This window comes from Wenzhouxiangella sp. 15190 (assembly GCF_003417465.1).
Classification (GTDB): Bacteria; Pseudomonadota; Gammaproteobacteria; order Xanthomonadales; family Wenzhouxiangellaceae; genus Wenzhouxiangella.
The window spans coordinates 31,597-58,338 of the sequence record NZ_QVMV01000008.1 but is presented as its reverse complement, the minus strand read 5'-3'; the positions used below and the strand labels follow the sequence as shown (position 1 = coordinate 58,338).

19 protein-coding genes and 1 other RNA gene are annotated in these 26,742 nt (G+C 64.8%); 7 read left to right on the top strand and 13 right to left on the bottom strand.

The genetic code is table 11. The features are described 5' to 3' along the window. Positions 1-132 precede the first annotated feature (132 nt). Complete coding sequence (locus DZK26_RS02510; protein WP_116897960.1) at positions 133-3,171, bottom strand: DEAD/DEAH box helicase; 3,039 nt, start codon at positions 3,169-3,171, stop codon at positions 133-135. Positions 3,172-3,382: 211 nt separating this feature from the next. On the opposite strand from DZK26_RS02510, the gene DZK26_RS02505 reads away from it, so the two are divergent. From DZK26_RS02505 to DZK26_RS02495, 3 genes are all read left to right on the top strand, one after another. After that, positions 3,383-4,024, top strand: a complete 642-nt coding sequence (locus DZK26_RS02505; RefSeq protein WP_116897959.1) for a dual specificity protein phosphatase family protein — start codon at positions 3,383-3,385, stop codon at positions 4,022-4,024. Between the two features lie 4 nt (positions 4,025-4,028). Beyond that, positions 4,029-4,607: a DUF99 family protein gene (locus DZK26_RS02500; RefSeq protein ID WP_116897958.1), complete on the top strand. Its 579-nt coding sequence runs from the start codon at positions 4,029-4,031 to the stop codon at positions 4,605-4,607. Between the two features lie 182 nt (positions 4,608-4,789). Continuing rightward, entirely contained in the window at positions 4,790-8,419 is a 3,630-nt protein-coding gene (locus tag DZK26_RS02495) for a hydantoinase B/oxoprolinase family protein (RefSeq protein WP_116897957.1), read from the top strand. Positions 8,420-8,583: 164 nt separating this feature from the next. On the opposite strand, the gene DZK26_RS02490 is transcribed toward DZK26_RS02495, so the two are convergent. The 3 genes from DZK26_RS02490 to DZK26_RS02480 all read right to left on the bottom strand — a co-directional run bounded on the left by DZK26_RS02490 (position 8,584) and on the right by DZK26_RS02480 (position 13,561). Further along, positions 8,584-11,637 (bottom strand): diguanylate cyclase, encoded by a 3,054-nt coding sequence (locus tag DZK26_RS02490; RefSeq protein ID WP_116897956.1) that lies wholly within the window; start codon positions 11,635-11,637, stop codon positions 8,584-8,586. A gap of 215 nt (positions 11,638-11,852) precedes the next feature. Beyond that, a complete protein-coding gene (locus tag DZK26_RS02485; protein ID WP_116897955.1) occupies positions 11,853-12,815 on the bottom strand; it encodes an electron transfer flavoprotein subunit alpha/FixB family protein in 963 nt (320 codons plus the stop codon). Continuing rightward, a complete protein-coding gene (locus DZK26_RS02480) occupies positions 12,815-13,561 on the bottom strand; it encodes an electron transfer flavoprotein subunit beta/FixA family protein (RefSeq protein ID WP_116897954.1) in 747 nt (248 codons plus the stop codon). Before DZK26_RS02480 ends, DZK26_RS02485 begins: the two co-directional genes overlap by 1 nt. Before the next feature lie 226 nt (positions 13,562-13,787). On the opposite strand from DZK26_RS02480, the gene rfaH reads away from it, so the two are divergent. From rfaH to DZK26_RS02460, 4 genes are all read left to right on the top strand, one after another. After that, complete coding sequence (gene rfaH / locus DZK26_RS02475) at positions 13,788-14,300, top strand: transcription/translation regulatory transformer protein RfaH (protein WP_116897953.1); 513 nt, start codon at positions 13,788-13,790, stop codon at positions 14,298-14,300. 211 nt (positions 14,301-14,511) lie between these two features. After that, complete coding sequence (gene glmS / locus DZK26_RS02470) at positions 14,512-16,344, top strand: glutamine--fructose-6-phosphate transaminase (isomerizing) (protein WP_116897952.1); 1,833 nt, start codon at positions 14,512-14,514, stop codon at positions 16,342-16,344. A gap of 61 nt (positions 16,345-16,405) precedes the next feature. Beyond that, positions 16,406-18,079 carry a bifunctional sulfate adenylyltransferase/adenylylsulfate kinase gene (locus tag DZK26_RS02465; protein ID WP_116897951.1) on the top strand — a complete coding sequence of 558 codons (1,674 nt, stop codon included), beginning with the start codon at positions 16,406-16,408 and terminating at the stop codon, positions 18,077-18,079. A 19-nt stretch (positions 18,080-18,098) separates the two neighbouring features. Further along, positions 18,099-19,151 carry an NAD-dependent epimerase gene (locus DZK26_RS02460; protein WP_116897950.1) on the top strand — a complete coding sequence of 351 codons (1,053 nt, stop codon included), beginning with the start codon at positions 18,099-18,101 and terminating at the stop codon, positions 19,149-19,151. A gap of 25 nt (positions 19,152-19,176) precedes the next feature. On the opposite strand, the gene prmB is transcribed toward DZK26_RS02460, so the two are convergent. The 9 genes from prmB to DZK26_RS02415 all read right to left on the bottom strand — a co-directional run bounded on the left by prmB (position 19,177) and on the right by DZK26_RS02415 (position 26,740). After that, positions 19,177-20,073 carry a 50S ribosomal protein L3 N(5)-glutamine methyltransferase gene (prmB, locus tag DZK26_RS02455; protein ID WP_116897949.1) on the bottom strand — a complete coding sequence of 299 codons (897 nt, stop codon included), beginning with the start codon at positions 20,071-20,073 and terminating at the stop codon, positions 19,177-19,179. A gap of 199 nt (positions 20,074-20,272) precedes the next feature. Continuing rightward, an RNA gene (rnpB, locus tag DZK26_RS02450) (RNase P RNA component class A) lies at positions 20,273-20,624 on the bottom strand. 246 nt (positions 20,625-20,870) lie between these two features. Beyond that, on the bottom strand, positions 20,871-21,611 hold the full coding sequence (locus DZK26_RS02445; protein ID WP_116897948.1) for a hypothetical protein: 741 nt from the start codon (positions 21,609-21,611) through the stop codon (positions 20,871-20,873). Positions 21,612-21,819: 208 nt separating this feature from the next. Further along, positions 21,820-22,665, bottom strand: coding sequence for an archaetidylserine decarboxylase (asd, locus tag DZK26_RS02440; RefSeq protein ID WP_116897947.1), 846 nt, complete (start codon positions 22,663-22,665; stop codon positions 21,820-21,822). Further along, positions 22,662-23,303 carry an SCO family protein gene (locus tag DZK26_RS02435; protein WP_116897946.1) on the bottom strand — a complete coding sequence of 214 codons (642 nt, stop codon included), beginning with the start codon at positions 23,301-23,303 and terminating at the stop codon, positions 22,662-22,664. Before DZK26_RS02435 ends, asd begins: the two co-directional genes overlap by 4 nt. 273 nt (positions 23,304-23,576) lie before the next feature. Beyond that, positions 23,577-23,981 carry a globin gene (locus tag DZK26_RS02430; protein WP_116897945.1) on the bottom strand — a complete coding sequence of 135 codons (405 nt, stop codon included), beginning with the start codon at positions 23,979-23,981 and terminating at the stop codon, positions 23,577-23,579. Between the two features lie 153 nt (positions 23,982-24,134). Continuing rightward, on the bottom strand, positions 24,135-24,818 hold the full coding sequence (locus DZK26_RS02425; protein ID WP_116897944.1) for a zinc metallopeptidase: 684 nt from the start codon (positions 24,816-24,818) through the stop codon (positions 24,135-24,137). 315 nt (positions 24,819-25,133) lie between these two features. Continuing rightward, complete coding sequence (rsmI, locus tag DZK26_RS02420) at positions 25,134-25,967, bottom strand: 16S rRNA (cytidine(1402)-2'-O)-methyltransferase (protein ID WP_116897943.1); 834 nt, start codon at positions 25,965-25,967, stop codon at positions 25,134-25,136. Beyond that, positions 25,967-26,740 (bottom strand): AMP nucleosidase, encoded by a 774-nt coding sequence (locus tag DZK26_RS02415; RefSeq protein ID WP_116897942.1) that lies wholly within the window; start codon positions 26,738-26,740, stop codon positions 25,967-25,969. The genes rsmI and DZK26_RS02415 overlap by 1 nt, the downstream gene beginning before the upstream one ends. Positions 26,741-26,742: the final 2 nt, after the last annotated feature.

Here is a 26,742-nt window from a genome sequence, read left to right as displayed (position 1 = left end):
CTTGGAGTTTGCCGCGGCGTGACAAAGTAGGTCGGGGCCACGTCCCCGACGGACGACATTTCGGACCAGATCACACGTCAGCTACACGTGTCGAGGCCCTCTAACCTCGTCCGTCGGCGATGTAACGCCGACCTACGCAATCTTCGACGCGCGGTGGCCCACCTCCCTGGCACCCGTCAATTCAAATAGAGCGGCAATCGTCTCGAACGCTGCCTCACCCTCGACCTTCCGACGCGCCTCGACCAGCCACTGCCAGACCGCGCCGCGGTCGCTCGGCAATGCATCCTGCGGAAATGCGCCCGGCGGCGGGTGCGGCTGCCAGCGCCCGTCCAGCGACAGAAACCAGTCCAGCCGGCACGTGGCAATCCACAACCGCTGCCCATTCTCCGGATTGACCAGCGCCAGCGCCCTGCCCTCGCGCACGAGCTTCGAGAACCAACGTGTCCAGCCGCCGGCCGGCACCGGCTGCGCCAGGCCCAGGCCCGACTCGCCCTCGCGCTGGGTCATGAATCCTGCCTGTTCCAGCAGCCGTTCCAGCGCCGTGGTGGAGGGTGTTCGAGACGCCAGCTCGCCGGCAGAGGCCACCGCGGGTGCCACGCCCGGACCGCGCGCCGGCGGCTTCGACGTATTGCCCCCGCTTCCGGCCGGGGGCCGCGGCCCGGACCGGCTGCGCGTCGCCCCGCCGGGTCGCGCCGCCGGCCGCTCGAAGTTGCGTGTGCGCCGCTCCTCGGCGTCGTCCTCGTCCAGATAGCTGTGGCGCGGCGCGTGGATCAGGGCCTCGGCCAGCGGCGAGGGCCGCGAGGTCTCGACCGCGTGGACGGCAATCTCGCCGGTCTCGATTCGCGCCAGCAGGCATTGCAGTCCACCTAGGTCCATGTAGTCATCCAGACAGTCGGAAAGCGCCTGCTGCACCAGGGGATGATCGGGTACTTCCCGCGCGCCGCTCAGGTTCTCCAGGCAGGCCAGTTGATCGGGAAACACGCAGGCGATCAGGTTCTCCGCCTGGCTGCGCTGGCGCTGCGAAGGCAGCGGCCCGTTCGGGCCGTTCTTGAGCAATACCAGGGCGTTGTTGGCGCACCAGCGAAAACGGGTGACGAACAGCGGCGTGTCGAGCATCGCCTGCGTGAGCACGTCGGCGACGTTGTGCGACTTTACGAAACCCGCCACCGCCGCCAGATCGAACTGGCTGGTCACGCCCAGCGAAATCAGCACGCCGTCGTCGGTGGCCGCGGCCTGCAGCTCGAAGTTGAACTGCCTGCAGAAGCGCTTGCGCAGCGCCAGGCCCCAGGCGCGGTTGATGCGCGCCCCGGCGAAGGTATGCAGCACGATATGCCGATCGCCGCCGGGGTCGGAAAACTGCTCGATCACCATGCGATCCGGCGCCGGCAGGGCCCCGAGCAACACGCGTGATTCATCCAGCAACGTCAGCGCCTGCGGATGCGGCGGCGAGCGCCCTTGCCCCGCAATCACGCGCAGCATGGCCTGTGCCATCTCGCTGCTGCGACCGGGCCCCTCCCCGAACCAGAACGGCAACTCGGCCGGCTCTTCCTCGGCCGGCTCCACTCGCACCAGTCCGGTCAGAACGCGCAGGATCCGCCAGGGACGATTGCCCAACTGCAGCACCTGTCCCGGCGAGGACTCGAAGGCCACCTCCTCGTCGAGCCTGCCCACCACATCGCCGGTATCGGCGCGCACCACCTCGTACTCGAACCACTCGGGAATGGTGCCGGCATTGGTCAGTACCAGGCGGTCGGCCTCGGCATGCGCGCGGTAGCCGCCGCGCTCGTCGGCGATCAGCAGGGGGTCGAGCTGCTCGTCGGGCATCAACCCGGGCCGGTCGGCCAGTGAGGCCAGCAGGGATTCCAGGTCCGCCTTTCCAATCCCGCGGTACGGCCAGGCCGAGCGCACCACCGCCAGCAATTCGTCGACTTTTCCAACCCCGTTGGCGACGAGGGCCACCAACTGCTGCGCCAGTACATCGAACGGCGCCTCCAGCGGCTCTACGGCATCGACGCCGCCGTCGGCGATCACATCGGCCAGTGCCCGCGTCTCGACCAGTTGATTGAGCGTGAGCGGAAACAGGTGCATGCACGGCCGCCGGCCCGGGCGATGCCCGCTGCGTCCGGCACGCTGGCGCACCAGGTTGGCCGATCCGGGCACGCCGATCTGGCAGACGCGGTCCACGTGCCCCAGGTCCAGCCCCAGTTCCAGCGAGGCGCTCGAAACCAGCACACGCAGTTCACCGGCCTTGAAGCGCGCCTCGATCGCCTCGCGATGCGCCGTATCCAGGCTGCCGTGGTGGGCGCCCACCTGCTTGGGCTGCCCGGCGGCTTCGAGCAGCTCGTCCAGCGTCGCGGCGGTGCGCTCGACCCGCGCGCGGGTCTGGCAGAACACCAGCAGAGAACGATCGGCCGCCGCCAGTTCGGCAATGCGGGCGTGGATCTGCTCCCAGTGCACGCTGTTGGGATACGGCCCCAGCGGCATTCCCGGCAGTTCGACTTCCAGCTTCACCGGTCCGGGCGCATCCGGGGCCACGATCTCGCACTCGGCCGACCCGGCCAGGAAACGGGCCTGGATTTCGGCCGGATGCGCCGTGGCCGACAACCCGACTCGCTGGACGGGCCGCCCCGCCAACCGGTCCAGGCGCGCCAGCGACAGCGCCAGGTGGGCCCCGCGCTTGTTGCCCGCCAGGGAATGCAGTTCGTCGACCACCACCGATTCCACTGTACGCAGCAAGGCTCGCCCGCCACGGCTCCCGAGCAGCACAAACAGGGATTCCGGCGTGGTGGAGAGAATCTCGGGTGGATTGCGTCGCTGCCGGTCGCGCTCGGCCCGCGGGGTATCGCCGCAGCGCAGTCCGATCCTCGGTGCATGCCCGCTGACCGGAACGACAGCCCCGAGCAAAGGCGCCAGGTTGTGCGTCATGTCCCGCGCCAGCGCCTTCAACGGCGCAATATGCAGCGCCCGAACCCCGCGGCCCGGCCGGCTCACCAACCCTTCCACCAGCGGCCGCCACGCCGCCAGGCTCTTGCCCTGCCCCGTCGAGGCAATCACCAGCGCATTGCGACCTTCCCGCAACACCGGCCAGGCCGAGCGCTGCACTGCCGTGGGCTCACCCACCGAGTTCGCGAACCAGGCATCGAGGGCTTGTTGGGCATCGAATAGGGACATGCGGTCATTATGGTCGCGGGGTCTTCTCAAAAGGTGATAAAAGGCTTAACTGGTTCGCTGGTTCGCTGGTTCGCTGGTTCGCTGGTTCGGCAAAGTATCGGCGGCCCGCCATCCTGCCGCGGCGAAGCCGCCCCGCAAAAACGGCCGGTTGCCGAACCAGATAACAAGCAAACAAGCCAACCAGCCAACAGTGTTCCGTAAAATTGCCCTCATGTTGTCCAAGCACCCCATCACTCCAATACCTCTGCACAATGGCCGACTGGGCCTTTGCGGCTGCCCGGGCGGTAGCGGTGCCTTCCTCGGTCGGCCCGAGCCGGATTCCGGGCTCGACGCGCTGGCAAAATGGCCGGCGGCCACCGTGGTCACATTGATGGAATCACGGGAACTCGAAACGCTGGGGCTCGACGACCTGCCGGCACGGTTACGCGAACGATTTCCGCTCTGGCTCCACCTGCCCATCCGCGACGGCGACATTCCGGGCAATCGCTGGATGGATCGCTGGCAATTCACCCGCCTGGTCATCGCCGCCCTGCTGGCGGAAGGTGACAACGTGGCGATCCACTGCCTGGCCGGTGTCGGACGCACGGGAACGGTGGCGGCGATGTGCCTGGTCGACGCCGGATTCGGTGACGGCCGAAAAGCCATCGACCACGTGCGCGCCGTTCACAATGTCCATGCCGCGGAGACGCCCGAACAGGAAGCCTTCGTCGAACACTATCGCCCGTCATCGATTCTGACGCCCGAAAAAGTCCACGAACAGCTCGCCGACTTTGTCGAACAAGCGGGTCTCGACCCGATCCTGGACGATAATGACCGGCTCGACCGAGGGCGAGCCGCAAGACTTCTCGGGTAACTGGATGGACGCGCATCCCCGCCGAAACCTGAGCCACGCCATCGGCATCGACGACGCGCCGTTTTCCCGCAGCCATCGAGGCGATGTGACCGTCATCGGTGCAATCTTCGCGGGCGACCGGCTCGAAGGCGTACTCAGTTCGAAAGTCCGCCGCGACGGTATCAACGCGACCGACCGCATCGCGACCATGATCGACGACAGCCGGTTCCGGACCCACCTCGGCGTGGTGCTGCTGCAGGGCATCGCCCTGGCGGGGTTCAATGTGGTCGACATCCATGCGCTCAACCGCAGGCTCGACTTGCCGGTGCTGGTGGTCGCCCGCCGTCCACCCGACATGGAAAGCATCCGTCGGGCGCTGCTGGAAAGGGTTCCCGGCGGACGCAGGAAATGGCGCCTGATCGAAAAGGCCGGACCGATGGAACCGGCCGGGGGGCTCCGGATTCAGCGCGCCGGCCTCGATCCCGGCCAGGCACGGGCCGTGCTGGACCGCTTCAGTCACAACAGCAAACTGCCGGAACCCATTCGCACCGCCCACCTCATCGCGGCCGGGGCCACTACCGGCGAGTCTAGGCACCGACCGTAAGGATCGTTTACACCTACGACGGACGAGTGGTTCGCTGGTTCGCTGGTTCGCTGGTTCGGCAATAGTGTCGGTTACTCGCGATCTCTTCGCGGCGTAGCCGCCCCGCAAGTTCAGCAGTTGCCGAACCAGCCAACAAGCTAACAAGCCAACCAGCCAACAGAACCCCTGCTAAAGTCACCCCCATGTCCGCCGACTCCACAGACGCCGAACCCAACCCAGCCGCCCGGTGGCAATTCTGGATCGACCGCGGCGGCACGTTCACCGACGTGATCGCCCGCACGCCCGACGGCGAGCTGCGGGCGGCCAAGCTGTTGTCGGAAAACCCCGACCATTACGACGACGCCGCCATCGAGGGTGTCCGGCGCATGCTGGAACTTGGTGCCGACGCGGCCATCCCGGACGAGCGCATCGAACACGTGCGCATGGGCACCACGGTGGCGACCAACGCCCTGCTCGAGCGCAAGGGAGAGGCGACGGCACTGATCACCACACGCGGCTTTCGCGATGCGCTCAGGATCGGCCACCAGAGCCGGCCCGACATCTTCGCCCTCGACATCCGCCGGCCCGAACAGCTTTGCGACGAAATCGTGGAAATCGAAGAGCGCATCGACGCCGAAGGCAATGTCCTGCTTGACCTCGACGGCGACCGGGTCCGCGAGCAACTGGCCGCTTTGCGCGAAGAGGGCATCCGCGCCCTGGCCGTGATCCTGATGCACGGCTACCGCCATTCCGACCACGAAAAACGCATCGGCGAAATCGCCGACGAGCTCGGCTTCGAACAGGTCAGCCTGTCGCACGAAGTAAGCCCGCTGATCCGCTTCATCGGCCGCGGCGACACCACCGTGGTCGACGCCTATCTCTCGCCGGTGCTGCGCCGCTACGCCGACCGCGTTGCCGCCGAACTGGGTAACGTGCGGTTGCAGTTCATGAAGTCCGACGGCGGGCTGACCGGCGCGGCCAGCTTCGCCGGCAAGGACGCCATTCTCTCGGGTCCGGCCGGCGGCATCGTCGGCAGCGTGCGAACCGCCGCCATGGCCGGTCTGGAACGCGTCATCGGCTTCGACATGGGCGGCACCTCCACCGACGTGTCGCACTACAGCGGCGAATTCGAGCGCAGCCTCGAGACCGTCATCGCCGGCGTACGATTGCGTGTACCCATGCTCGAGATTCACACCGTCGCCGCCGGTGGCGGTTCGAAGTTGCATTTCGACGGCTCGCGCTACCGCGTCGGCCCCGACTCGGCCGGGGCCGATCCAGGCCCGGCCTGTTATCGAAAAGGCGGCCCGCTGACGGTCACCGACTGCAACGTCATGCTCGGCAAGCTGCAGCCGGACTTCTTTCCCGGGACCTTCGGCCCCGACGCCGACCAGCCCCTGGATGCCGACATTGTCCGTGAGCAATTCGACGAGCTGTGCGGCGAAATCCGCGAGGCCACCGGCGACACGCGGCAGCCCGTCGAAGTGGCCGAAGGCTTTCTCAGTATCGCCGTGGCCAACATGGCCAACGCCATCAAGAAGGTCTCGGTACAGCGCGGCCACGATGTCACCCGCTACGCACTCAACTGCTTCGGCGGCGCCGGCGGCCAGCACGCCTGTCGGGTGGCCGACGAGCTGGGCATCGAAACCGTGCTGATCCATCCGCATGCCGGCGTGCTTTCGGCCTACGGCATGGGCCTGGCCGATGTCACCGCCCACCGCGAATTCGCCGTCAACGCGCCCCTCGACGAGGCCCTGGCCAAAAAGCTGGCATCAACCTTCGAAAAACGCGCCGAAGACGCCGTCACCGAACTGCACGAGCAGGATTTCGCCGATGAGGCCATCGAGGTCGAACGGACCTGCCGAGTGCGCTACGCCGGCACCGACACCAGCCTGCCCGTGGCCTTCGGATCGTTCCAGGCCATGACCCGCGCTTTCACCGACGCCCATCGGCAGCAATTCGGTTTCGCCATGGAAGAGCGCGACCTGGTGGTCGAGGCCGGACTGGTCGAAGCCGTCGGCCGGAGCCGTGCACTCGAGGGCGAAGCGGAGATCGACTCCGACCGGGCACCCGCCGAGCCGATCGATCGCGTCGAGACCTTCATGGACGGCGAACCCCGGTCGGACACACCGGTATACCGCAGGGACGAACTGGCCATGGATCAGGCCGTGGACGGCCCGGCCATCGTCATCGAGCCCAATTCCACCATCGTGGTCGAACCGGGCTGGCGCGCCGCGCTGAATCGCCACGGCCACCTGCTGCTCGAACGCCGCGAATCCAGGCGGGCCCTGCAGGCGGATACGGAAGCGGACCCGGTGCTGCTGGAAGTCTTCAACAACCTGTTCATGTCGATCGCCGAGCACATGGGCGCGACCCTGCAGCAGACCGCCTGGTCGGCCAACATCAAGGAGCGGCTGGACTTCTCCTGCGCCCTGTTCGACGAGCAGGGCCGACTGGTCGCCAACGCACCGCACGTGCCCGTGCACCTGGGCTCGATGGGCGAGAGCGTGCGCGCGGTTATCGAAGCATTCGCCGACGATATGCACCCCGGCGACGTCTTCCTGCTCAACGACCCCTACAACGGCGGCACCCACCTGCCCGATCTCACCGTGGTCAGCCCCTGCTTCGACAAGGACGGCAGCGAAATCCTGTTCTACACCGCCAGCCGCGCCCACCACGCCGACGTCGGCGGCATCACGCCCGGTTCCATGCCGCCCGAGAGCAGGACCATCTTTGATGAAGGCGTGCTGATCGGCCCGATGCGCGCCGTCAAGCGCGGCGAACTGTGCCGCGACGAACTCGAGACCCTGTTCACCAGCGGCGAGCATCCGGTACGCAACCTCGACCAGAACTTCAGCGACCTGCACGCCCAGATCGCCGCCAACAATCGCGGCCTGCGCGAGCTCAGCGGCATGATCGAACAACTCGGCCTCGCGGTTGTACGCGCGTACATGCATCACGTACAAGACAACGCCGCCGAACAGGTCGCCCGCGTTCTCGATCGCCTCGACGACGGCCACTGGATCAAGCGGATGGACAACGGTGCGCAGGTCGAGGTCACCGTCACCGTCGACCGGGCATCACGCCGCGCGAAGATCGACTTCACGGGAACCAGCGATCAGACCGGCGACAACTTCAACGCCCCGCGCGCCGTCACCCGCGCGGCCGTGCTCTACGTACTGCGCACCCTGGTGGCCGACGACATCCCGCTCAACGACGGCTGCATGGCGCCCATCGAGCTGGTCATCCCCGAAGGCAGCGTGCTCTCGCCCGTGCATCCGGCGGCGGTCGTGGCCGGCAATGTCGAGACAAGCCAGGTCGTCGCCGATGCCCTGTTCGCCGCCATGGGTGTGCTCGCCAACGGCCAGGGGACCATGAACAACCTCACCTTCGGCAATGATCGCTACCAGCACTACGAGACGCTCTGCGGCGGCGCCGGTGCAGGCGACGGTTTCGACGGCGCCGACGCCGTGCACATCCACATGACCAACTCGCGGCTGACCGATCCGGAAATCCTCGAAACCCGCTTCCCGGTCCGGCTCGAATCCTTCGGCATCCGCCCCCACTCCGGCGGCAAGGGAAAATGGCGCGGCGGCCACGGGGCCGAACGCCGCATCCGCTTTCTCGAACCCATGACCGTCGCCATCCTGGCCAACTCCAGACGAATCGCCCCCTCGGGCATCGAGGGCGGCGACGACGGGGCACTCGGAAAGGCATGGATCGAAAAGGCCGACGGCAACCGACAGGATCTCTCCGGAACGGATCGGACCGAAGTCGACTCGGACGACATGCTGGTCCTGCAAACGCCGGGCGGCGGCGGTTATGGCGAGGGGTGAATTGGCCCGCGGGTTTCGGCTTCTGTGGTCTGTGGTCTGTGGTCCGGAAACCGTAAACCGGAACCCGTTGTTTCCCCTGAAACCTGAAACCGCAATCACAATCGCATGCAGGCTGAATCAACCAGCGAACAAGCAAACAAGTCAGCGCCGCGCCAGCGGCCAGGCTACCCCCGCTCGACCGAAATCTCCTCGGCCTCGAGCAAATCCCGTAGTGGCTGGTCCAGATGCTCACGCAGCGTGACCGGCTCCACCCAGGAGGTAGGTCGCACGCGGCACCAGCCGTCACGGCCATCCTGCTTGATATCCAGCAACGCCTTGTCGGCCAGCGTGACGGTCTGGCTCCAGCTCAGCGCCGAGGGATGATCACGGAAGGGCGGATACTCGGCCACGCCCATCGAGGCCGTCAATCGGACGACCGTGCCGCTGTCGAGCAGGAATTCGTAGCCGCGAATTTCCTCGATGAGTCGAGCGGCCACGCGGTTGACTTCGCCGGCGAACATGGGCCGAAAGACGATCAGGAATTCCTCACCGCCCCAGCGCACCACGTAGTCACCGGTGCGCACCAACTGCACGAGCAGTCGTGAGAATTGCCGCAACACCTCGTCGCCGGCGTCGTGTCCGTAACGGTCGTTGACTTCCTTGAAGTGGTCGATATCGATGACGGCGAATGTCATCACCGATCGGCCCATCTCCGGCTTCGAGAGTTCACGATGGAAATGCGCCAGATCGGCAGGTAGTTGCGAAGCCAGGTAACGCCTGTTCCACAAGCCGGTGAGCGGATCGGTCATGCTCGCCGTCTCCAGCCGGGCGCTGTAGTCGCGGAGATGCTCGTTGGCCACGCGCAATTCATCGGTTCGCTCGGCAACGGTCGTCTCCAGCATGCGCTGCCGCCGTTGCATGCTCCGGAGACGATAGTTGAAACCCAGCCAGATCAACATCAACAAGACGATCAGCAGGAAGATCTGGAACCAGACGGTTTCCCAGAGATACGGTTGAATGCGAAATTCGAGTGATGCCGGCTTTTCCACCCAGATCCCCGCATTGTTGCTGGCACGCAGCTGCAGCGAATACCGACCGGACGGCAGGTTGGTGTAAAAAGCCTGGCGCTGCATCGGCTCGTCCAGTTTCTGCCATTCATCACGGAACCCCTCCAGGCGATACTCGACTCGCACGCTGGTCGGATCCTGGTAGCTCATCACGGCAAAACCGAACGCCAGGTCGCGCTTGTCGGCCGGCAGGTCGAGAGACGTTCCGGGCTCGAGCTCTCGCCACTGAGCATCGATCCGGATGCGGTCGACATGGACGCGGGGCGGCGCTGCATTTCTCTTGATTCGCTCGGGCACCAGATGGACGATGCCGCCACGCGTGGGCAACCAGAACTCGCCTTCGTGCATGAAACCCTTGGCATTGCCCGCACCGTTGCAGCAGTAACCCTTCTGGGCCCCGGTTACATCGCCACGCTCGTGCAGGACCATGCGTCCGGGCAGGGCCTCGATCTCGCCATCAAGATACGACTGGATGGAATCGAGCGGCAGTTCGTAGATACCCCGAATACCCGCCACCCAGAGTCGACCATCGGCTTCGCCGAAAGCAAAGGGACTGTTAACCGGCAACCCGTCTTCGACGCCGAACTCATGCCAGGTCGAACCCCGGCCGATGTAGAGTTTTTCGTCGAGCGTTCCCGCAGCCAGGCGCCCGTCGGACAGCTCCATGATCGCCGTGACGTCCCGTTCGCTTGCCACGCCCTCGACCCGCTCGAATCGATCGCCCTGCCAGTAGAGCAGGCCGCGCCGCGTTCCCACCAGTAACGTGCCATCCTCCGTCTTGTAGAGCAGGCGAACGTCGCGCCCGCCCAGGTCGCCGCTGGGCGCCATCCGGTGCATGCGCTCGCCGTCCCAGCGCCACACGCCCTCGGTGGTGGCCAACCAGTAGTCTCCCCGGAAACGAATGATGCCGTTGACCTGCGCACTGTCGAGCGGGCTGAATGCCGGCGGCTTGTCGATCCGGCCCTCCGCGCGGTTCCACCAGTACAACCCGGTCCGCGTGCCCACCCAGACGCGGTCTTCCTCCGGCAACACGGAGTAGGCATGCGGATGCGGCTGTTCGCTGCCCGCCGTGAGCTGTTCGAATCGCCCGTCCCGATAGACGGCCAGGCCATCCATCGTGCCGGTCCAGACATTGCCTTGTGCATCCCGCGCGACGGTCCAGACCAGGCTGTTATGCAGCCCTTCGGGCTTGTCGTAACGAAAGACCCAACCGTTCCACAGCCTTGCCAGGCCGTCCCAGCGAGACCCCAGCCACAGATTGCCTTCGTGATCCTCGGTCATGTCGAGCACGCTGCCGTGCGCATACGGCGCCTCGTCAGGTACCGACTCGATGAGTTCGCGACCCTGGATACGCACAAGCCGGCCGGCGGCGCCCAGCCACAGATTGCCGTCGCGGTCGGCATGCAGGGCCTCGATGACCGGGTCCTCGAGCCGCCCGGGCACTTCGAAGCGCTTCCAGGCATCGTCTTCCAGATACAGCAGGCCGCGCGTGGTTGCCGCCCAGATACGTCCGTCGTAATCGATGAACTCGTTGACCAGCGCGGGTTCGAGCTCTCCTTTCAACGGCATCGACTGCCAGGCGCCGTCGCGCTGGACATGAATGACGCCATAGCCACCGGCAAAAATCCGGTCGCGATGGGTGAAAACCGAGCGCAGCGCATCCTCGGGATCCCCGGAGAATTGCACGAAGGCATCGTCGGCCAGGCGCATCAGCCCCTGATCAGAAGCCAGCAACACTTCACCGTCGGCGGTCTCGGCGAACTGGAACGCATCGATCTCGCGCCCGAACCCGTCGTCCACGCCGTGGAATTCACCGTCCCGGAAAACGGCCGCGCCCTTGTAGGTGCCGGCCCAGATGCTGCCACGAGAATCAACGAACAGAGTCTGGATGAACATGCCCGGCATTTCGGGCGAAGTGCGCGGATCGAACACGGTAAAGCGAACGCCGTCGAAGCGGGCCACACCCGCCTGCGTGCCTGCCCAGATGTAGCCCCTGGGCCCCTGCACGACCGCGTTCACGGAAATCTGCGGCAGACCCTCCTCGAGGCTCCAGGTATCGCTGACGTACTGGTGAAAGGCCTTGTCGGGCGCCAGCGCATGCGCCGGCACGCCGGCCAGTGTCGCAACGAACAGGCCGAGCACAACAAGCGATTGCGTGCCGAAACGATCCAAGTCTGGCTCCCCTCCAGATCTCGGCCACCCAACCCCGGACGCCACGCCGAAGCGACGAGGATACCGCAAGCCGGAAAGGCACGCGAATGTGGGAGTTATCTGTGGTCTGTGGTCTGTGGTCTGTGGTCTGTGGTCTGTTATCTGTTGTCTGTGGTCTGCGGTCTGATTCAGATTACTGACCACAGACTACCGACAACAGACCACCGACCACCGATTCACAGTTTCCCTTCGAGCTCCGGCACGAGTTCAAACAGGTCGCCCACCAGCCCCAGGTCGGCCACCTCGAAGATCGGGGCTTCGGGGTCCTTGTTGATGGCGACGATGGTGCCGGCGTCCTTGATGCCGGTCAGGTGCTGGATCGCGCCCGAGATGCCGATGGCGAAATAAAGCTCCGGCGCGATGATCTTGCCGGTCTGGCCCACCTGCAGTTCGTTGGGGACGTAACCCGCATCGACCGCCGCGCGCGAGGCGCCCACGGCCGCGTTGAGCTTCTTGGCCAGGGAATAAATGATGTCGAAGCCCTCGCTCGAACCCATGGCGCGGCCGCCGGAAACCACCACCGATGCAGTGGCCAGGTCCGGACCCTCGCCTTCACCGCCTTCGACGCTCACGAAGCGGGTGTGGCCGGGATCCTCGGCCTGCGATTCACGCGACTCGATCTCGGCCGAGCCGCCCTCGCCGGCGGCGGCGAACGAGGCCGTACGGATTGTGGCCACCACCGGCTGGTCGTCGGCAACCTTGACCGTGACGACGGCGTTGCTGGCGTAGATCGGGCGCTTGAAAGTTCGCTCGTCGATCACTTCCTGGATATCGGAGACCTGGTTGACGCCGATCAGGGCGGCGGCACGCGGCAGCACGTCCTTGCCGTAGGTGGTCGACGGCATCAAAATGTGAGAGTAGCCTGCCCCGGACCCCGATCCGGGGTCGCCGGCCAGCGCCTTGATCTCCGGCGCCAGTCGTGCGGCCAGGAAATGCTCAAAGTCGGCGTGCCCGATCGTGAGCACGCGCGTCACACCCTCGAGCTTCGCGGCCTGCTCGGCCACGCCCGAGGGATCGACGGCAAATACCGCCACATCGATGTCGTCGATGCCCATGTCCCGGGCACCGGTCAGCGTCTTGGCCGTGGCGGCACTGAGTGTTTCGCCGTCGTGTTCGGCAATGATCAGAATTCTGGACATTACAGCAACCCCTTCGCCTTGAGTTCGGACACCAGCTCGTCGACGGATTCGACCTTCTTGCCGCCACCGCGCTTGGGCGGAGGCTCGTAGGAGACCGCCTCGATACCGCCGGCCCGCTCCACGTCCAGTTCCTCGAGCGAGAGCGTGTCGAGCGGCTTGCGCTTGGCCTTCATGATTTCCGGCAGCTTGACGAAGCGCGGCTCGTTGAGGCGCAAGTCGGAAGTCAGGACCGCCGGCAGGTCGACCTCGATGGTCTCCAGTCCGGCATCGACCTCGCGCGCCACCGTGGCCTTGCCGTCGGCCAGTTCGACCCGGGAGGCGAAGGTGGCCTGGGGCCGGTCCCACAGCGCGGCCAGCATCTGGCCGGTCTGGTTGGCGTCGTCGTCGATCGCCTGCTTGCCCAGGAAGACAATGCCCGGCTCTTCCTTCTCGACCAGCTTGAGGAAAGTGCGGGCGGCTGTCAGTGGCTGCACATCGCCGTCGGCCGACACCTGGATGGCGCGGTCGGCGCCCATGGCCAGGCCGGTGCGCAGCTGCTGCTGCACCTCGTCGCCGCCGATCGAGGCGACGATCACTTCCTCGGCTTCGCCGCGCTCCTTGATGCGCAGGGCTTCTTCCAGTGCAATCTCGTCGAACGGGTTGATCGACATCTTGACGCCGTCGGTCTCGACGCCGCTACCGTCGCTCTTGACCCGAACGCGCACGTTGTAATCCACCACCCGCTTGAGGGTGACCAGAATCTTCATGGGCGTCATTCCTGTGTCAGGCTGTGAGTGGAAAGCACTCTATTGTAACGGCTCGAACCGCCTGTGGTCTGTATTCTGTGGTCTGTGGTCGTCTGACTACGGGCTACAGACAACTGACCACCCACTACAGACCACTCATAATCGGCCTCCAGCTTCTGTACTCCGGCATCCTGATGTATCCTGTTTGCGGCAAAAGGGTGGTACATCAAGCAACCGGGGCAGACCGATGCAACACGAGCGTCTCTGGCGGGTGGTTTTCTGCAAGCCCGCCCAGGAAAGACGGGCAGAAGCGCAGCTCGAAAACCAGGGGTTCGAGGTTTTCCTGCCGCGCATCCGAGTACGCACCCGCTCGCGCGGAGGCACACGCATGCGTGTGCAACCCATGTTTCCTCGTTATCTGTTCGTCAACCTCTGCGCCCACGCCGAAGATTGGAGTACCATCCGCTCGACGCGCGGTGCGATCGGCCTGGTGCGTTTCGGCGATCGGGTACCCAGCGTTCCGGACGAGTTCATCGAAATGCTGCGGAATCGCCAGGGCAAGCTCGGTGCCGTGGACATGAGCGAGGCGATGGAAATCCGCCCCGATGACACCGTCGAAATCACCCACGGCGCAATGACCGGGCTGCGCGCCGTATTCCAGGCCCGCAGCGGCCAGGAGCGGGTAGTGGTTCTGCTGAAGCTGCTCGAACACGAAAGGAAGGTCGAACTGCCGGCCAACGCGATAAGAAAGGTCGTGTAACTTGTTGGCTGGTTGGCTGGTTGGCTGGTTAGCTGCCCAAGGTTATCCGGGTGCCGCGGAGACCGCACGGCGCAGCCGTCCCGCAAAGAATTGGAATGCCGAACTAGCAAACGAGCCAACGAGCCAACAAGCTAACCGACTCTAGAGACGCCTCATTTTGAAATAGGGCAACAACGCGAATCGAAGACAAAGAACTGGACTTGCCAACCCCATGTGCGGAATCGTAGGCGCCACGACAGCGCGCAACATCACCCCCATCCTGCTCGAAGGCCTGCGCCGCCTGGAATACCGCGGCTATGACTCGGCCGGCGTTGCGGTACTCGACGGCGACGCCATCGAGATCCGCCGCGCCGTCGGCAAGGTCGAAGCCCTGGCCGATTCCCTGGCCGCCGATCCGCTGGAATCGCACACCGGCATCGCCCACACCCGCTGGGCCACGCACGGCAAACCCACCGAGGCCAACGCCCATCCGCACCGCTCGGGCCATCGCCTGGCGGTGGTCCACAACGGCATCATCGAGAATTACGAGCAACTGCGCCACGAACTGCAGTCGGCCGGCTTTCAGTTCGCGTCCGAGACCGACACCGAGGTGATCGCCCATCTCATCGCCCGCGAAATGGATCAACAAGACGATTTCGTCACGGCCTTCTCGCGCGCGGTGGCTCGTCTGGAAGGCGCCTACGCCCTGGCCGCCGTCACGCCGCAGGACCCCGAAGCCATCTACCTGGCACGCATGGGCTCGCCGCTGGTCATCGGTGTTTCCACCGAAGAGAGCTACATCGCCTCCGATCCCCTGGCCCTGCTGCAGGTCACCGACCGCTTCATCCACCTCGAAAACGGCGACCTGGCCCGCGTCGACCGCCAGGGCGCGCGCCTGTTCGATCTCGAGGGCAACACCCTCGAACGCGAAGCCGAGCGCTACGCCCACGAGGACCAGGTGGCCAACAAGGGCGACTACCGCCACTTCATGCTCAAGGAAATCCACGAGCAGCCCGAAGCCGTGGCCAACTCCCTGGCCGACAAGCTGGGCAGTCACGGCGTGCTGACCGAATCGCTGGGCCCGGAAGCCAACGCCATCCTGCCGAAGATCGAGAACATCCACATCATCGCCTGCGGCACCAGCTATCACGCCGGCCTGGTGGCGCGTTACTGGATCGAGTCGATCGCCGGCATACCGGTCAACGTGGAAGTGGCCAGCGAATACCGCTACCGTGAGCCGGTGGCGCCGCCCAACACCCTGTTCATCGGCATCTCGCAATCCGGGGAGACGGCCGATACCCTGGCCGCCCTGCGCTTCGCCAAGGAAAACGACTACCTGCAGACCCTGGCACTGTGCAACATGCCCGGCTCCACCCTGGTGCGCGAATCGGGCCTGAGATTGCTCACCCATGCCGGCATCGAGATCGGCGTGGCCTCCACCAAGGCCTTTACCACCCAGCTCGCCGCCCTCTACTGGCTGGCGCTGGTGCTGGGCCGGGCCCGCGGCCGGCTCGACGCTGCCGACGAGGAAAAGGCCGTGGCCACACTGCGCGCGCTACCGCGCCTGATGGAAGACGCCCTCGAACTGGAAGAAGACGTCAAGCACGTCGCCGAGACTTTCGTCGACAAGCATCATGCCCTCTTTCTCGGTCGGGGAACGCACTTCCCCATCGCCCTGGAGGGCGCTCTGAAACTCAAGGAAATCAGCTATATCCATGCCGAAGCTTACCCGGCCGGCGAGCTCAAGCACGGCCCGCTGGCCCTGGTCGACGAAGACATGCCCGTGGTCACCGTCGCACCCGACGACCATCTGCTCGGCAAGCTCCGCTCCAACCTCGAGGAAGTCCGCGCCCGGGGCGGCCAGCTGATCAACTTCATCGCCGAAAACGTCGACATGCACGACGGTGAGGGCACGACGAACATCCAGGTTCCCGGCATGAACGACAGCACCAGCCCCATCATCGCCACCCTGCCGCTGCAACTGCTGGCCTATCACGTCGCCCTACTCAAGGGCACGGACGTGGACAAACCGCGCAACCTGGCGAAGTCGGTGACCGTCGAGTAGATCGGGGCCGCGCTCCCGACGTAAGAGCAGCAAACCAACCCCCCGCCAAGAAGCAGAAGAAATGACCGAAATCGATACCTCTGACGAAGCCAACACGGAACCCGATATCGACTGGTCGCTGACCGCCCAACAGCTCTGCGACCTGGAACTGCTCACCAACGGCGGCTTCGCACCGCTGACCGGCTTTCTCGATCGGGCCGACTACGAATCCGTACTGACCGACATGCGCCTGGCCTCGGGCACCCTGTGGCCCATGCCGATCATGCTCGACGTGCCAGAGAACACGGCCAGGCGCCTGGACAAGGGGCAGATCCTGGGCCTGCGCGACGCCGAAGGCGTACTGCTGGCGACAATGACCGTCGGCGATATCTGGCAACCCGACCGGCACGCCGAGGCCGAAGCGATCTTCGGCACCGACAACGTCAATCACCCCGGTGTGGCGCGACTGCTCGAACGCACGCACCCCTGGTACGTGGGCGGGCGGGTCGAACTGATCCAGCCGCCCATCCATTACGACTTTCCGCACCTGCGCCACACGCCGCAGGAACTCAGAATGCAGTTCGAAAAGCGCGGCTGGGAACGCGTCATCGCCTTCCAGACGCGCAATCCCATGCACCGCGTCCACCAGGAACTCACTTTCCGCGCCGCCCGCGAAATCGAGGCCAACCTGCTCATCCACCCGGTGGTCGGACTGACCCAGCCCAACGACGTCAACCACTACACCCGGGTGCGCTGCTACGAACACATCCTCAAGCGTTACCCGGAACAGACCACCGCCCTGTCACTGCTCAACCTGGCCATGCGCATGGCCGGCCCGCGCGAGGCGCTGTGGCATGCGCTGATCCGAAAGAACCACGGCTGCACCCACCTGATCGTCGGCCGAGACCACGCCGGCCCGCGCAACCCCGCCACGGGCACGGGTTTCTACGACCCGTATGCAGCGCAGGCGCTGATCGCCGAGCACGAGGACGAGATCGGCCTCCAGATGGTGCCCTTCCGCGAAATGAAATACGTCGAGTCCCGGGCCCAGTACGTGCCCGTCGACGAGATCCAGCCCGACGACCAGGTGCGCGAGATCTCCGGCACCGAGGTACGCCGTCGCCTGTCCGAGGGACTCGACATCCCGGAGTGGTTCAGCTACCCGGAAGTGGTCGCCGAACTGCGCCGCACTCATCCGCCACGCGCCCGGCAAGGCGTGACCATCTTCTTTACGGGCCTGTCGGGTTCGGGCAAGTCCACCCTGGCCAACGCCCTACAGGTCAAGCTGATGGAACTGGGCGGGCGCCAGATCACCCTCCTCGACGGCGACATCGTCAGAAAGCATCTCTCGAGCGAACTGGGCTTCTCGAAGGAGCACCGCAATCTCAACATCATGCGCATCGGCTTCGTCGCCAGCGAAATCACCAAGAACGGCGGCATTGCCCTGTGCGCACCCATCGCTCCATACGCGGCGACGCGCCGGGAAGTCCGCGACATGATCGAACCGCACGGCGGATTCATCGAAATCCACGTATCGACGCCGCTGGAAGTCTGCGAGCAGCGCGATCGCAAGGGACTGTACAAAAAGGCCCGCCAGGGCATCATCAAGGAATTCACCGGCATTTCCGATCCCTACGAGGAACCCGAAAACCCGGAACTCGAGATCGATACCACCGAGCTTCATCCGGAACGAGCCGTACAGCAGATCCTCCTGAAGCTCGAGCACCTGGGCTACCTGACCGGCGAGAGCCATTGACGGCAGGTACACTCTCTCGATGCCCCGACAATCAAACGATCCCAAAAACAGCAACGACAACCCTGTACTGGTCACCGGCACCGCGGGGTTCATCGGATCCCACGTGGCCCGAAACCTGCTGTCCAGCGGCCACCGCGTCATCGGTCTCGACAACCTCAACGACTACTACGACCCGGGCCTGAAGTCGGACCGTCTGGCCCTGTTTCGCGACGAGAAAAACTACACGCACATCACCGGCGACCTGGCCGACCGTGACCTGGTCGAGGCTGTTTTCTCGATACACCGCCCCAGGCAGGTCGTTCACCTGGCTGCCCAGGCCGGCGTGCGCTACGCCGCCGAGAATCCGCACGTCTACGTCGGCAGCAATGTCACCGGAACGCTGCACATTCTCGAAGGTTGCCGGCACCATGATGTCGAGCACCTGGTCTTCGCATCCACCAGCTCGGTCTACGGCGCCAACACGAAAATGCCGTTTTCCGAACACGACAGCACCGAACACCCGCTGACGCTGTACGCGGCCACCAAGAAGGCCAATGAAGCGATGGCCCATTCCTATGCCCATCTCTACGGCATTCCCTGCACTGGGCTTCGCTTCTTTACCGTCTACGGCCCCTGGGGGCGCCCCGACATGGCGCCGATTCTCTTCGCACGCGCCATCGCGGCCGGCGAGACCCTCAAGGTATTCAGCCACGGCCGGCACAGTCGAAGCTTCACCTACATAGACGACGTGGTCGAAGGCGTGGTCCGGATCCTCTCCAGGCCACCCACACGCGACGAGAACTGGGACGCACAAAACCCCGACCCGGCCACCAGCGGCGTGGCGCCTTACCGCATCTACAACATCGGCCATGAGCAACCCATCCAGCTGATGGATTTCATTCAGGCGCTCGAGCGCAGCCTGAAAAAGAAGGCGAAAATGGAAATGCTGCCGCCCCAGCCCGGCGACGTGCCCGACACGGCCGCCGATGTATCCGACCTCATGGCATCGATCGATTACAAACCGAAAGTCGGTATCGAGGAAGGCGTGGACCGATTCATCCGGTGGTTTCGGGACTACTACAACTCACGTTGAGGCCGAAAGAGGCCGGTTGCCTCAATCAGCCGCCATGTATGCGGGAAACGAGCGCCCCTCGTTCGACCAATGCCACACCGTCCCCGCCGTGCTCGAATTCCAGCCAGGTGAATTCGATACCGCGTTCGAGCAACAGTGTCTCGAGCCCTTCGGCGGCTTCGCCGACTTCGACGATCAGCACACCGTCTTCCTCGAGATGATCGGCCGCCGTGTCGAGCAGGCGGCGGACCAGGTCGAGGCCGTCTTCGCCGGCTTCCAGGCCCAGCGCAGGTTCCCAGCGGTACTCCTCGGGCAGTTCGGCCATCGAAGCCGTCGGAACGTAGGGCGGGTTGGCGAGGATGACGTCGTAGCGTCGTCCAGCCAGGGCATCGAGCAGGTCGGATTCGATCACTTCGACGCGATCGCTCACGCCATGGCGCTCGACGTTGCGCCGTGCCAATGCAATGGCCTCGGGGCTGATGTCGACCGCGTCCACCTTGACCTGGGGCCAGTACACCGCCGTGGCGATCGCCAGACAACCCGACCCCGTGCCGACGTCCACCACACGCCTTAGCTGGTTCGGCTCGACCCACGGTGCGAATCCCTCCACGATCAACTCGGCCAGCGGCGAGCGCGGCACGAGCACGTTCTCGTCGACCTCGAAGGCCAGCCCGGCGAACCAGGCCTCGCCGATCAGGTAGGCCAGCGGTTTGCGCGTTTCGATCCGCTCGGTCACCAGGGCTTCGAAACGTTCCCGCTCTTCTTCCGACACCTTGCGAGCCAGCGCTTCGTCGCCGAAATCCGGCGCGAGGCCGAACACGTGTGACGCCGCCCAGCAGGCCTCGTCGATCGCGTTGTCGGTACCGTGGCCGAAGAACAGGCCCGCCGATTCCATGTCGGTTGCGGCCTGGCGGATGAGGGTCTCGACGTTGTGTGCAGGCATTGTGACTTCTTGTTGGCTTGTTAGCTGGTTTGCTTGTTGGCTGGTTCGGCAACCGAAGGTGGTGCGGGGCGGCCAAGCCGAGTTCAATCAGGGGCAAGGCATCGGGCTTGTCCGGCGTATCGCAGCGTAGCTGCCCTCCATCCCGCGCAGATGCCGAACCAGCCAACCAGCAAACAAGCGAACCAGCGAACGAATTCAAGGTGAGAGCCGGCCTGTAAGCCGGGTTCTGTCGGGGACAGTCATTCATCTGGGGCGGCTGTCGCCAGCCGCCTCTAGCGGCCTACCCGGGTGCGGCGCGGGCCACGCCATGGCACCCCTATTTGGCCTTGCTTCGGGTGGGGTTTGCCCTGCCACGACTGTTGCCAGCCGCGCGGTGCGCTCTTACCGCACCATTTCACCCTTACCTGTGCCTTGCGGCCATCGGCGGTATATTTTCTGCGGCACTTTCCGTCGGCCCTTGCGGACCGCCCAGGCGTTACCTGGCACCCTGCCCTGTGAAGCCCGGACTTTCCTCCACGCCCAAAAGGCACAGCGACTGTCCGGCCGACTCTCAAGAGCGATTATGACACCGATGTCGGTATTCTGGTTTGCTGGTTGGCACGATTCATGTCGCCCCGGCCCCCGGATCAAGTCCGGGGCAAGCTCCGCGAAGCGAAGAGCCGGGGCCTCGCACATCGGACGATGGCAGGGCCCTGATCCATCAGCCGGCGTGCGAGATCCCGGATAACGCCTTCGGCGTTTCCGGGACGACAGAACCCCCTTCACTGTCCCCCGGTCGAAACGCCCCATCTGTCGTCCTAGTTCCCCCGCTGGATGCGGTCCTTGGTGAGATTGTCGGTGCCGATCAACTCCGCGCGGAAGGTGCCCAGGGGAATACCGCGGGTATAGCGATAGATTTCGCGGCGGCCGCGGTCGTCGTTCGCCGGCACGAGGTGAAGGCGTTCGACTTCTTCTTCGCGGCGGTAGCTGACGAGGTCGCTTAGATCAATGAAGGCACCGGGCCCCTGGAACTCGAATTCCTGCACGAGGGATTCCACATCTTCCTCGAAACGCATGTTCTCGATCGGCCAGCGCACCACATACTGGTTGTCGGTCGTAATAACGATCGGCAAGGCACAACCATCGGGATGGCCGCGAACTTCGCCTGGGTCGCCGTCTTCGTAATTAACCAGGAACAGCAGGTAGCGCGGCATCTCGGTGAACAACTCGACGTCCTCGAAGTAGCACTTGCCTTCGCCGAAGCCCTCCTCGACCACCTTCAGCCGTTCGATCGGCGCTGGCACCTTGTAAGGCACCAGGACGTCGAACCAGGAAGCACCCCCGACGGGGACCTCGCGCTTTTCCTCGTACTTGTAGATATCGAGCTGGGCCAGGGCGACGTAGTCGGACTCGGCCGCACGCTGCGACGGCGTGGTGACCGGCTCGGATTCGGACGTCTCATCGGATTCGGACGATTCCTGTGCCGCCAGCGGCGCCGCGAGCAACAGCAGGAAAGACAGGAATACAGTGGCGCTTGTCATGACGATTATGTTTTTCATGCAAGCTTTAACGCATGCAGCGCCTGATAAGTTCACCGCCATTGTGCCACTCTCGGAGAACCGCCGCCCCAGCCAATGCGTTTGGAGCATTAGAATTTCGGTCATTCGAATTTGTTTGGTACTTGGTGCTTCGGATTTGGAATTTTTCAAGGCGGGCCCAGCCCCTTGGGCCACGGAATCGCCAATCCGGATCCCTCGACTCACTTCATCAGGTCAGTGCCTGCCCCATGCGTACCCGCTGTTCGGGCAACAGATCGCTCCGCCAGCCTGGAAAGTCCTTCGGCGTGAGCACGATGACGGTCGAGCCCCAGTGGAAACGGCCCAGTTCGCCGCCGCGGGCAAGCTCGCATCCGTCTATGGCCCGTGTGCGGATGTCCGCGCCGGGGCGACGGTCTTCGGCGCCACCCCAGACGGTCTCGATGCCAGCCACCAGCATGGCGGCAACCATCACCACGGCCACCGGGCCGTGCTCGGTCTCGAGCATGGCCACCATGCGCTCGTTGCGGGCAAAAAGCCGCGGCACGACCCGGGTGGTGTTGGCCGAGACGCTGAACAGCCGCCCGGGCACGCGCACTTCCTCGACCACCTTTCCGGCAATCGGGGAGTGCACCCGGTGGTAATCGTTGGGGGAGAGATAGACGGTGACGAAGTGGCCGTCCCCGAACGGCCGCGCTCGCTCGGGCGAACCCAGTAATTCGGTGGCCGTATAGTCGATGTCCTTGGCCTGGAGAATGGTGTCGTCCGCCAGACGACCGAGCTGACTGACGGTGCCGTCGGCAGGACAGACCAGACGATGCGGCTCGTCGGCGATGGGTCGTGCGCTCTCGTCGAGCGAGCGGGTGAAGAAGTCATTGAAGCAGTCGTATTCGGCCGGGTCGCTGCGTTCGGCTTCCGCAAGATCCACGCCGAACAACTTCACGAACACGCGAATGAAGGGCTGGCTGAACCAGCGCCAGCGACACGACGACAGTCGCCAGGCGATGGCCGTGAGCAGTTTCTGCGGCAGAACGTATTGCGGCCACACCAGCAGCCGCACCGACAGCGGCCCCTTCATCGAGCCAGCGCGAACAGGTCTGCGGTGATGGCCTGGCGATCCAGGGGCGGCGCGAAGCGGCCATAGAGCCGGCCCCGGGGATCGACGATCAGGATCGATGCCGAGTGATCCACGGTGTAGAAACCGGACTCGGGATCGGGCTCGTCGAGGGCGTAGTAGATGCCGAGATTCTTCGTCAGGGACTTCAGCTCAGCTTCCGAACCCGTGGCGCCGATGAAGGACTCGTCGAACCAGCCCACATAGTCGCGCAGCGCCTCCGCGTCGTCCCGCTCGGGATCGACCGAGATGAACACCACCTGCGGCTTCGATTCCGCGCCCTTGGTGTCGAGGTCCTCGATCGCGGCATCCAGCACCGCCAGGGTATCCGGGCAGATATCCGGGCAGTTGGTGAAGCCGAAGAACAACAGCGACCACTGCCCCTTCAGACTCTCGGGGGTAAACGCCTCGCCGCCGCCGGTACGCAGCTCGAAGTCCGGCAGCGGCCGGGCTTCGGGGAAGGCCTGCGCGGCGCGCAATTCCTGCGTGCGATCGAACAGAATCGAGGAGACCACGATACCCGTGGCGATCGCCGCCAGGGCGATCACGATCATCAGGAAAATGCGGCCGGAGGCCGACCGGGCGGAAATGGTTGGGTACATGGGACGATTATATCGGACGGGTGGGTTATTAGGTTTCCGGGTTCCGGGTTCGGGGGTTCAGAGTTCGGGAAATTTTGTCGCCCCGGAAATCGCGTAGCGCAGGCAATGGAGGAAGGCCGGTTTTCGCCGTCAGGCGAAAGAAGGGCTTCCGGAATGCCGGTAGCGCGTGATTATCCGGGGCCTCGCGGCGTTCGGGTGGCATTGAGTCTGGCCGTGCCAGCGCAAGTGTGCGAGGTCCCGGATCGTTGTCCGGGACGACAAACCTGAGAAAGGCTAGTACCGCTCGACAAAGAAATCCGTGGTCTTCTTCAGCGCCTCGGCCCATTTTTCTTCCAGCGGCGGTGTGAGGCGGTCGTCATGTTCGCGCACGGCCTGCAGCAGGCTCTGCCGCCAGAAAGTGTAGAGTTCCGGCTTGACCGGCACGCGCCCCTTGCGGGAATGGACCTCGGCCATTTCCTCGAGCGAACGCTCCACGATCTTCGAGCCGCCGGCGTAAGTCAGCGCAATACTGATGCCGCGGCGCAGCGCCTTATTCTGCTTGGTCCAATCGGTGTGCGAGAACATCGGCTCCATTCGCGGGTCACTCTCGAGCAGCAGCCCGTAGAAGCGCGTGATGAACCCCTTTTTACGCGTGCAACGACCATAACTGGCCTGCACGTCCGCGTAGATGTCGGACATGTCGGTTTTCTTCCTGAATATTAGCCGGCGCGCATGCTAGGCAAGAAGGCCCTCGCGTTTATTGATCATGATCAAGGAAGAACTCCGAACGATCCCGCGGATGCCGAACCAGCCAACCAGCAAACCAGCGAACAAGCCAACGCGCGGGACGCGTTAGCGTCCAAGCAGTCTCATCCACCACCAGAAATTGACCACGCCGATCAACGCGCCGGCGACGTAGGTGAACGCGGCCGCGGTAAGGATGCGGCGGGCGGCCCAACGGTCTTCACGCTTGAGGTAATCGCCCTTGTCGAGCAACGGCAGGGCGCGGCGAAAGCTGGCGTCGAACTCGGTCGGCAGGGTAATCAGGTGCACGATCACACCCGATGCCAGCGAGGCGACCGCCATGGCCAGCAACAAGAGCCCCGCGCGCGGCAGGCGCAGGGCCAGCATGGCGACCGGGGCGAGTACGAGCAGCACCATGCCGAAGCGCTGGAAACGCTGCATCGTCTTGACCAGGCGGGTGCGCCACAACAGCGGCCGGTAGCCGTCGGCATGCTGAATGGCGTGGCCCACCTCGTGCGCCGAAACCGTCACGGCCGTCAGCGAAGCCCCGCCATAGTGCTCCGGGCTCAGCCGGACGGCGCGCGCATCGGGATCGTAGTGGTCACCCCCCGAATCGGTCTGCTCGACGGCCACCGACTCGAGTCCCAGCCGGTCGAGCAGATGCCGCGCCAGCTCGCCGCCGGTGCCCTCGTAACGGTCATCGGGCTTGCGGTACTTTGCCAGCACGCGCTTGACCCACCACTGGGGCAGGAACACGACGGCGGCGATCAGGATCAGGATGACGATGGGCATGGGGTGGCGGATGCGGCCGGTGGGTCCGAAGGTGGGGCGATTTTAGCAGGCAGGGGTGATTTGGTTGGCTGGTTCGCTTGTTGGCTGGTTCGGCGCGGATACCGTTGCGGGGCGGCTGCGCCGCGAAGTGACAGCAGAAACTGAAATCTCGTCCGTCAGGGTTTGACTCCGGCCTGCACGTTTATGAGTCGCGGTCGCGGCTGGGGTGGACAACGCTATAAGGCTGCACCATGGCCCTCGCGGCGAAGCCGCCCACCAATGCGTCCGGTTGCCGAACCAGCAAACAAGCCAACAAGCAAACCAACCAACGCGTGCTTATTTCCTGCGCGCTTCGATCAGCGCAAACGCCTCCTGGCGATTAAGACCCGTGAGCCGCGCCAACACCTTCGCGGCGCGGGACGGGGGCAACTCGCGGGCGAGTTCCTCGGCCAGGACGGCCGGATCGATGACGGGTTGCGCGTCTTCGCTGCCGGCGACGACCAGGACGGCTTCGCCGCGCTGCTGGTCGGTGTCGGCAACGAGCCAGTCGTGGAGCGGCTCCAGTTCGTCACGTCTGACGGTTTCGTGCAGTTTGGTCAGTTCACGCGCCAGCGTGGCGCGCCGCTTCGGGCCGAAGACCGTGATCATGTCCCGGAGAACATCCGGAAGGTCGCGGGCCGGCGTATAGAAGACGAGCGAGGCCGTCTGACCGGACAACGCCTGAAGCCGCTTGCGGCGGGCGCCGGGCTTCGCCGGCAGGAAGCCCTCGAACCAGAAGCGGTCGGTGGCCAGGCCGGCGATCGACAGCGCGGCGGTGGCCGCGCAGGGGCCCGGCACGGTGCGCACGGGAACACCGGCCTCATGCGCCGCGGAGACAAGCCGATAGCCGGGATCGGAAATCAGCGGCGTTCCGGCGTCACTGACCAGGGCGATGTCGGTACCCGACGCCAGACGCTCGATCAGGCGATCGACCACGCGCGCCTCGTTATACTCGTGCAGGCTGACCATCTCCGCACGCTCCGCGCGCCCGCCCAGCAGGCGTGAAGACACGCGCGTGTCCTCGGCGGCAATGACCGGCACCGATTCGAGCAGGGATTTCGCACGCGGCGAGAGATCATCGAGATTGCCGATGGGCGTGGCGACCACCCACAGCGTGCCGGCCTCGCTCATCAGTCGAAGCGCAGGTGCTTGACCGAACGCCCCTCGTCACGAATCTCCTTGAGCGCTTCGATACCGATGGCGATCTGCTTGTCGACGTAGTGCTGCGTGACGGCTCGATCCGAGGCGTCTGTCTTGACGCCGTCGGGCACCATCGGCTGGTCGGAAACCAACAGCAGCGCGCCGGTCGGAATGGAGTTGGCGAAGCCGGTGGTAAAGATCGTGGCCGTTTCCATGTCGATGGCCATGCAGCGCGTCTTGCGCAGGTACTTCTTGAAGTCCTTGTCGTGCTCCCACACCCGGCGGTTGGTCGTGTAGACCGTGCCCGTCCAGTAGTCGAGGCCGTGATCGCGGGTGGTCGAGGAGACCGCGCGCTGCAGTTTGAAAGCCGGCAGTGACGGGACTTCGGGCGGAAAATAGTCGGCCGAGGTCCCCTCGCCGCGAATCGCGGCGATCGGCAGGATCATGTCGCCGAGCTTGTTCTTCTTCTTGAGCCCGCCGCACTTGCCCAGGAACAGGCAGGCACGCGGATGAATGGCCGAAAGCAGGTCCATGATGGTTGCGGCATTGGCTGATCCCATGCCGAAGTTGATGATGGTGATGTCTTCGGCGGTTGCGGTGCGCATGGGCCGGTCCCTGCCCTGCACTTCCACCCCCATGGCGGCGGCGAACTTGTCGACGTAGTTGTCGAAGTTGGTCAGGAGGATGTGTCCGCCGAAACCATCCAGCTCGGTGCCGGTATAGCGCGGCAGCCAGTTTTCGACGATGCTTTGTTTTGTGTCCATTT

What these genes read in the sequence shown, in the direction of transcription:
- DZK26_RS02485 (WP_116897955.1), bottom strand. Translation starts at nt 12,815, where the DNA reads ATGTCCAGAATTCTGATCATTGCCGAACACGACGGCGAAACACTCAGT.
- DZK26_RS02445 (WP_116897948.1), bottom strand. Translation starts at nt 21,611, where the DNA reads ATGAAAAACATAATCGTCATGACAAGCGCCACTGTATTCCTGTCTTTC.
- DZK26_RS02465 (WP_116897951.1), top strand. Translation starts at nt 16,406, where the DNA reads ATGACCGAAATCGATACCTCTGACGAAGCCAACACGGAACCCGATATC.
- DZK26_RS02505 (WP_116897959.1), top strand. Translation starts at nt 3,383, where the DNA reads ATGTTGTCCAAGCACCCCATCACTCCAATACCTCTGCACAATGGCCGA.
- prmB (WP_116897949.1), bottom strand. Translation starts at nt 20,073, where the DNA reads ATGCCTGCACACAACGTCGAGACCCTCATCCGCCAGGCCGCAACCGAC.
- glmS (WP_116897952.1), top strand. Translation starts at nt 14,512, where the DNA reads ATGTGCGGAATCGTAGGCGCCACGACAGCGCGCAACATCACCCCCATC.
- DZK26_RS02460 (WP_116897950.1), top strand. Translation starts at nt 18,099, where the DNA reads ATGCCCCGACAATCAAACGATCCCAAAAACAGCAACGACAACCCTGTA.
- DZK26_RS02500 (WP_116897958.1), top strand. Translation starts at nt 4,029, where the DNA reads ATGGACGCGCATCCCCGCCGAAACCTGAGCCACGCCATCGGCATCGAC.
- DZK26_RS02430 (WP_116897945.1), bottom strand. Translation starts at nt 23,981, where the DNA reads ATGTCCGACATCTACGCGGACGTGCAGGCCAGTTATGGTCGTTGCACG.
- DZK26_RS02480 (WP_116897954.1), bottom strand. Translation starts at nt 13,561, where the DNA reads ATGAAGATTCTGGTCACCCTCAAGCGGGTGGTGGATTACAACGTGCGC.
- asd (WP_116897947.1), bottom strand. Translation starts at nt 22,665, where the DNA reads ATGAAGGGGCCGCTGTCGGTGCGGCTGCTGGTGTGGCCGCAATACGTT.
- DZK26_RS02415 (WP_116897942.1), bottom strand. Translation starts at nt 26,740, where the DNA reads ATGGACACAAAACAAAGCATCGTCGAAAACTGGCTGCCGCGCTATACC.
- DZK26_RS02510 (WP_116897960.1), bottom strand. Translation starts at nt 3,171, where the DNA reads ATGTCCCTATTCGATGCCCAACAAGCCCTCGATGCCTGGTTCGCGAAC.
- rfaH (WP_116897953.1), top strand. Translation starts at nt 13,788, where the DNA reads ATGCAACACGAGCGTCTCTGGCGGGTGGTTTTCTGCAAGCCCGCCCAG.
- DZK26_RS02425 (WP_116897944.1), bottom strand. Translation starts at nt 24,818, where the DNA reads ATGCCCATCGTCATCCTGATCCTGATCGCCGCCGTCGTGTTCCTGCCC.
- DZK26_RS02435 (WP_116897946.1), bottom strand. Translation starts at nt 23,303, where the DNA reads ATGTACCCAACCATTTCCGCCCGGTCGGCCTCCGGCCGCATTTTCCTG.
- DZK26_RS02495 (WP_116897957.1), top strand. Translation starts at nt 4,790, where the DNA reads ATGTCCGCCGACTCCACAGACGCCGAACCCAACCCAGCCGCCCGGTGG.
- rsmI (WP_116897943.1), bottom strand. Translation starts at nt 25,967, where the DNA reads ATGAGCGAGGCCGGCACGCTGTGGGTGGTCGCCACGCCCATCGGCAAT.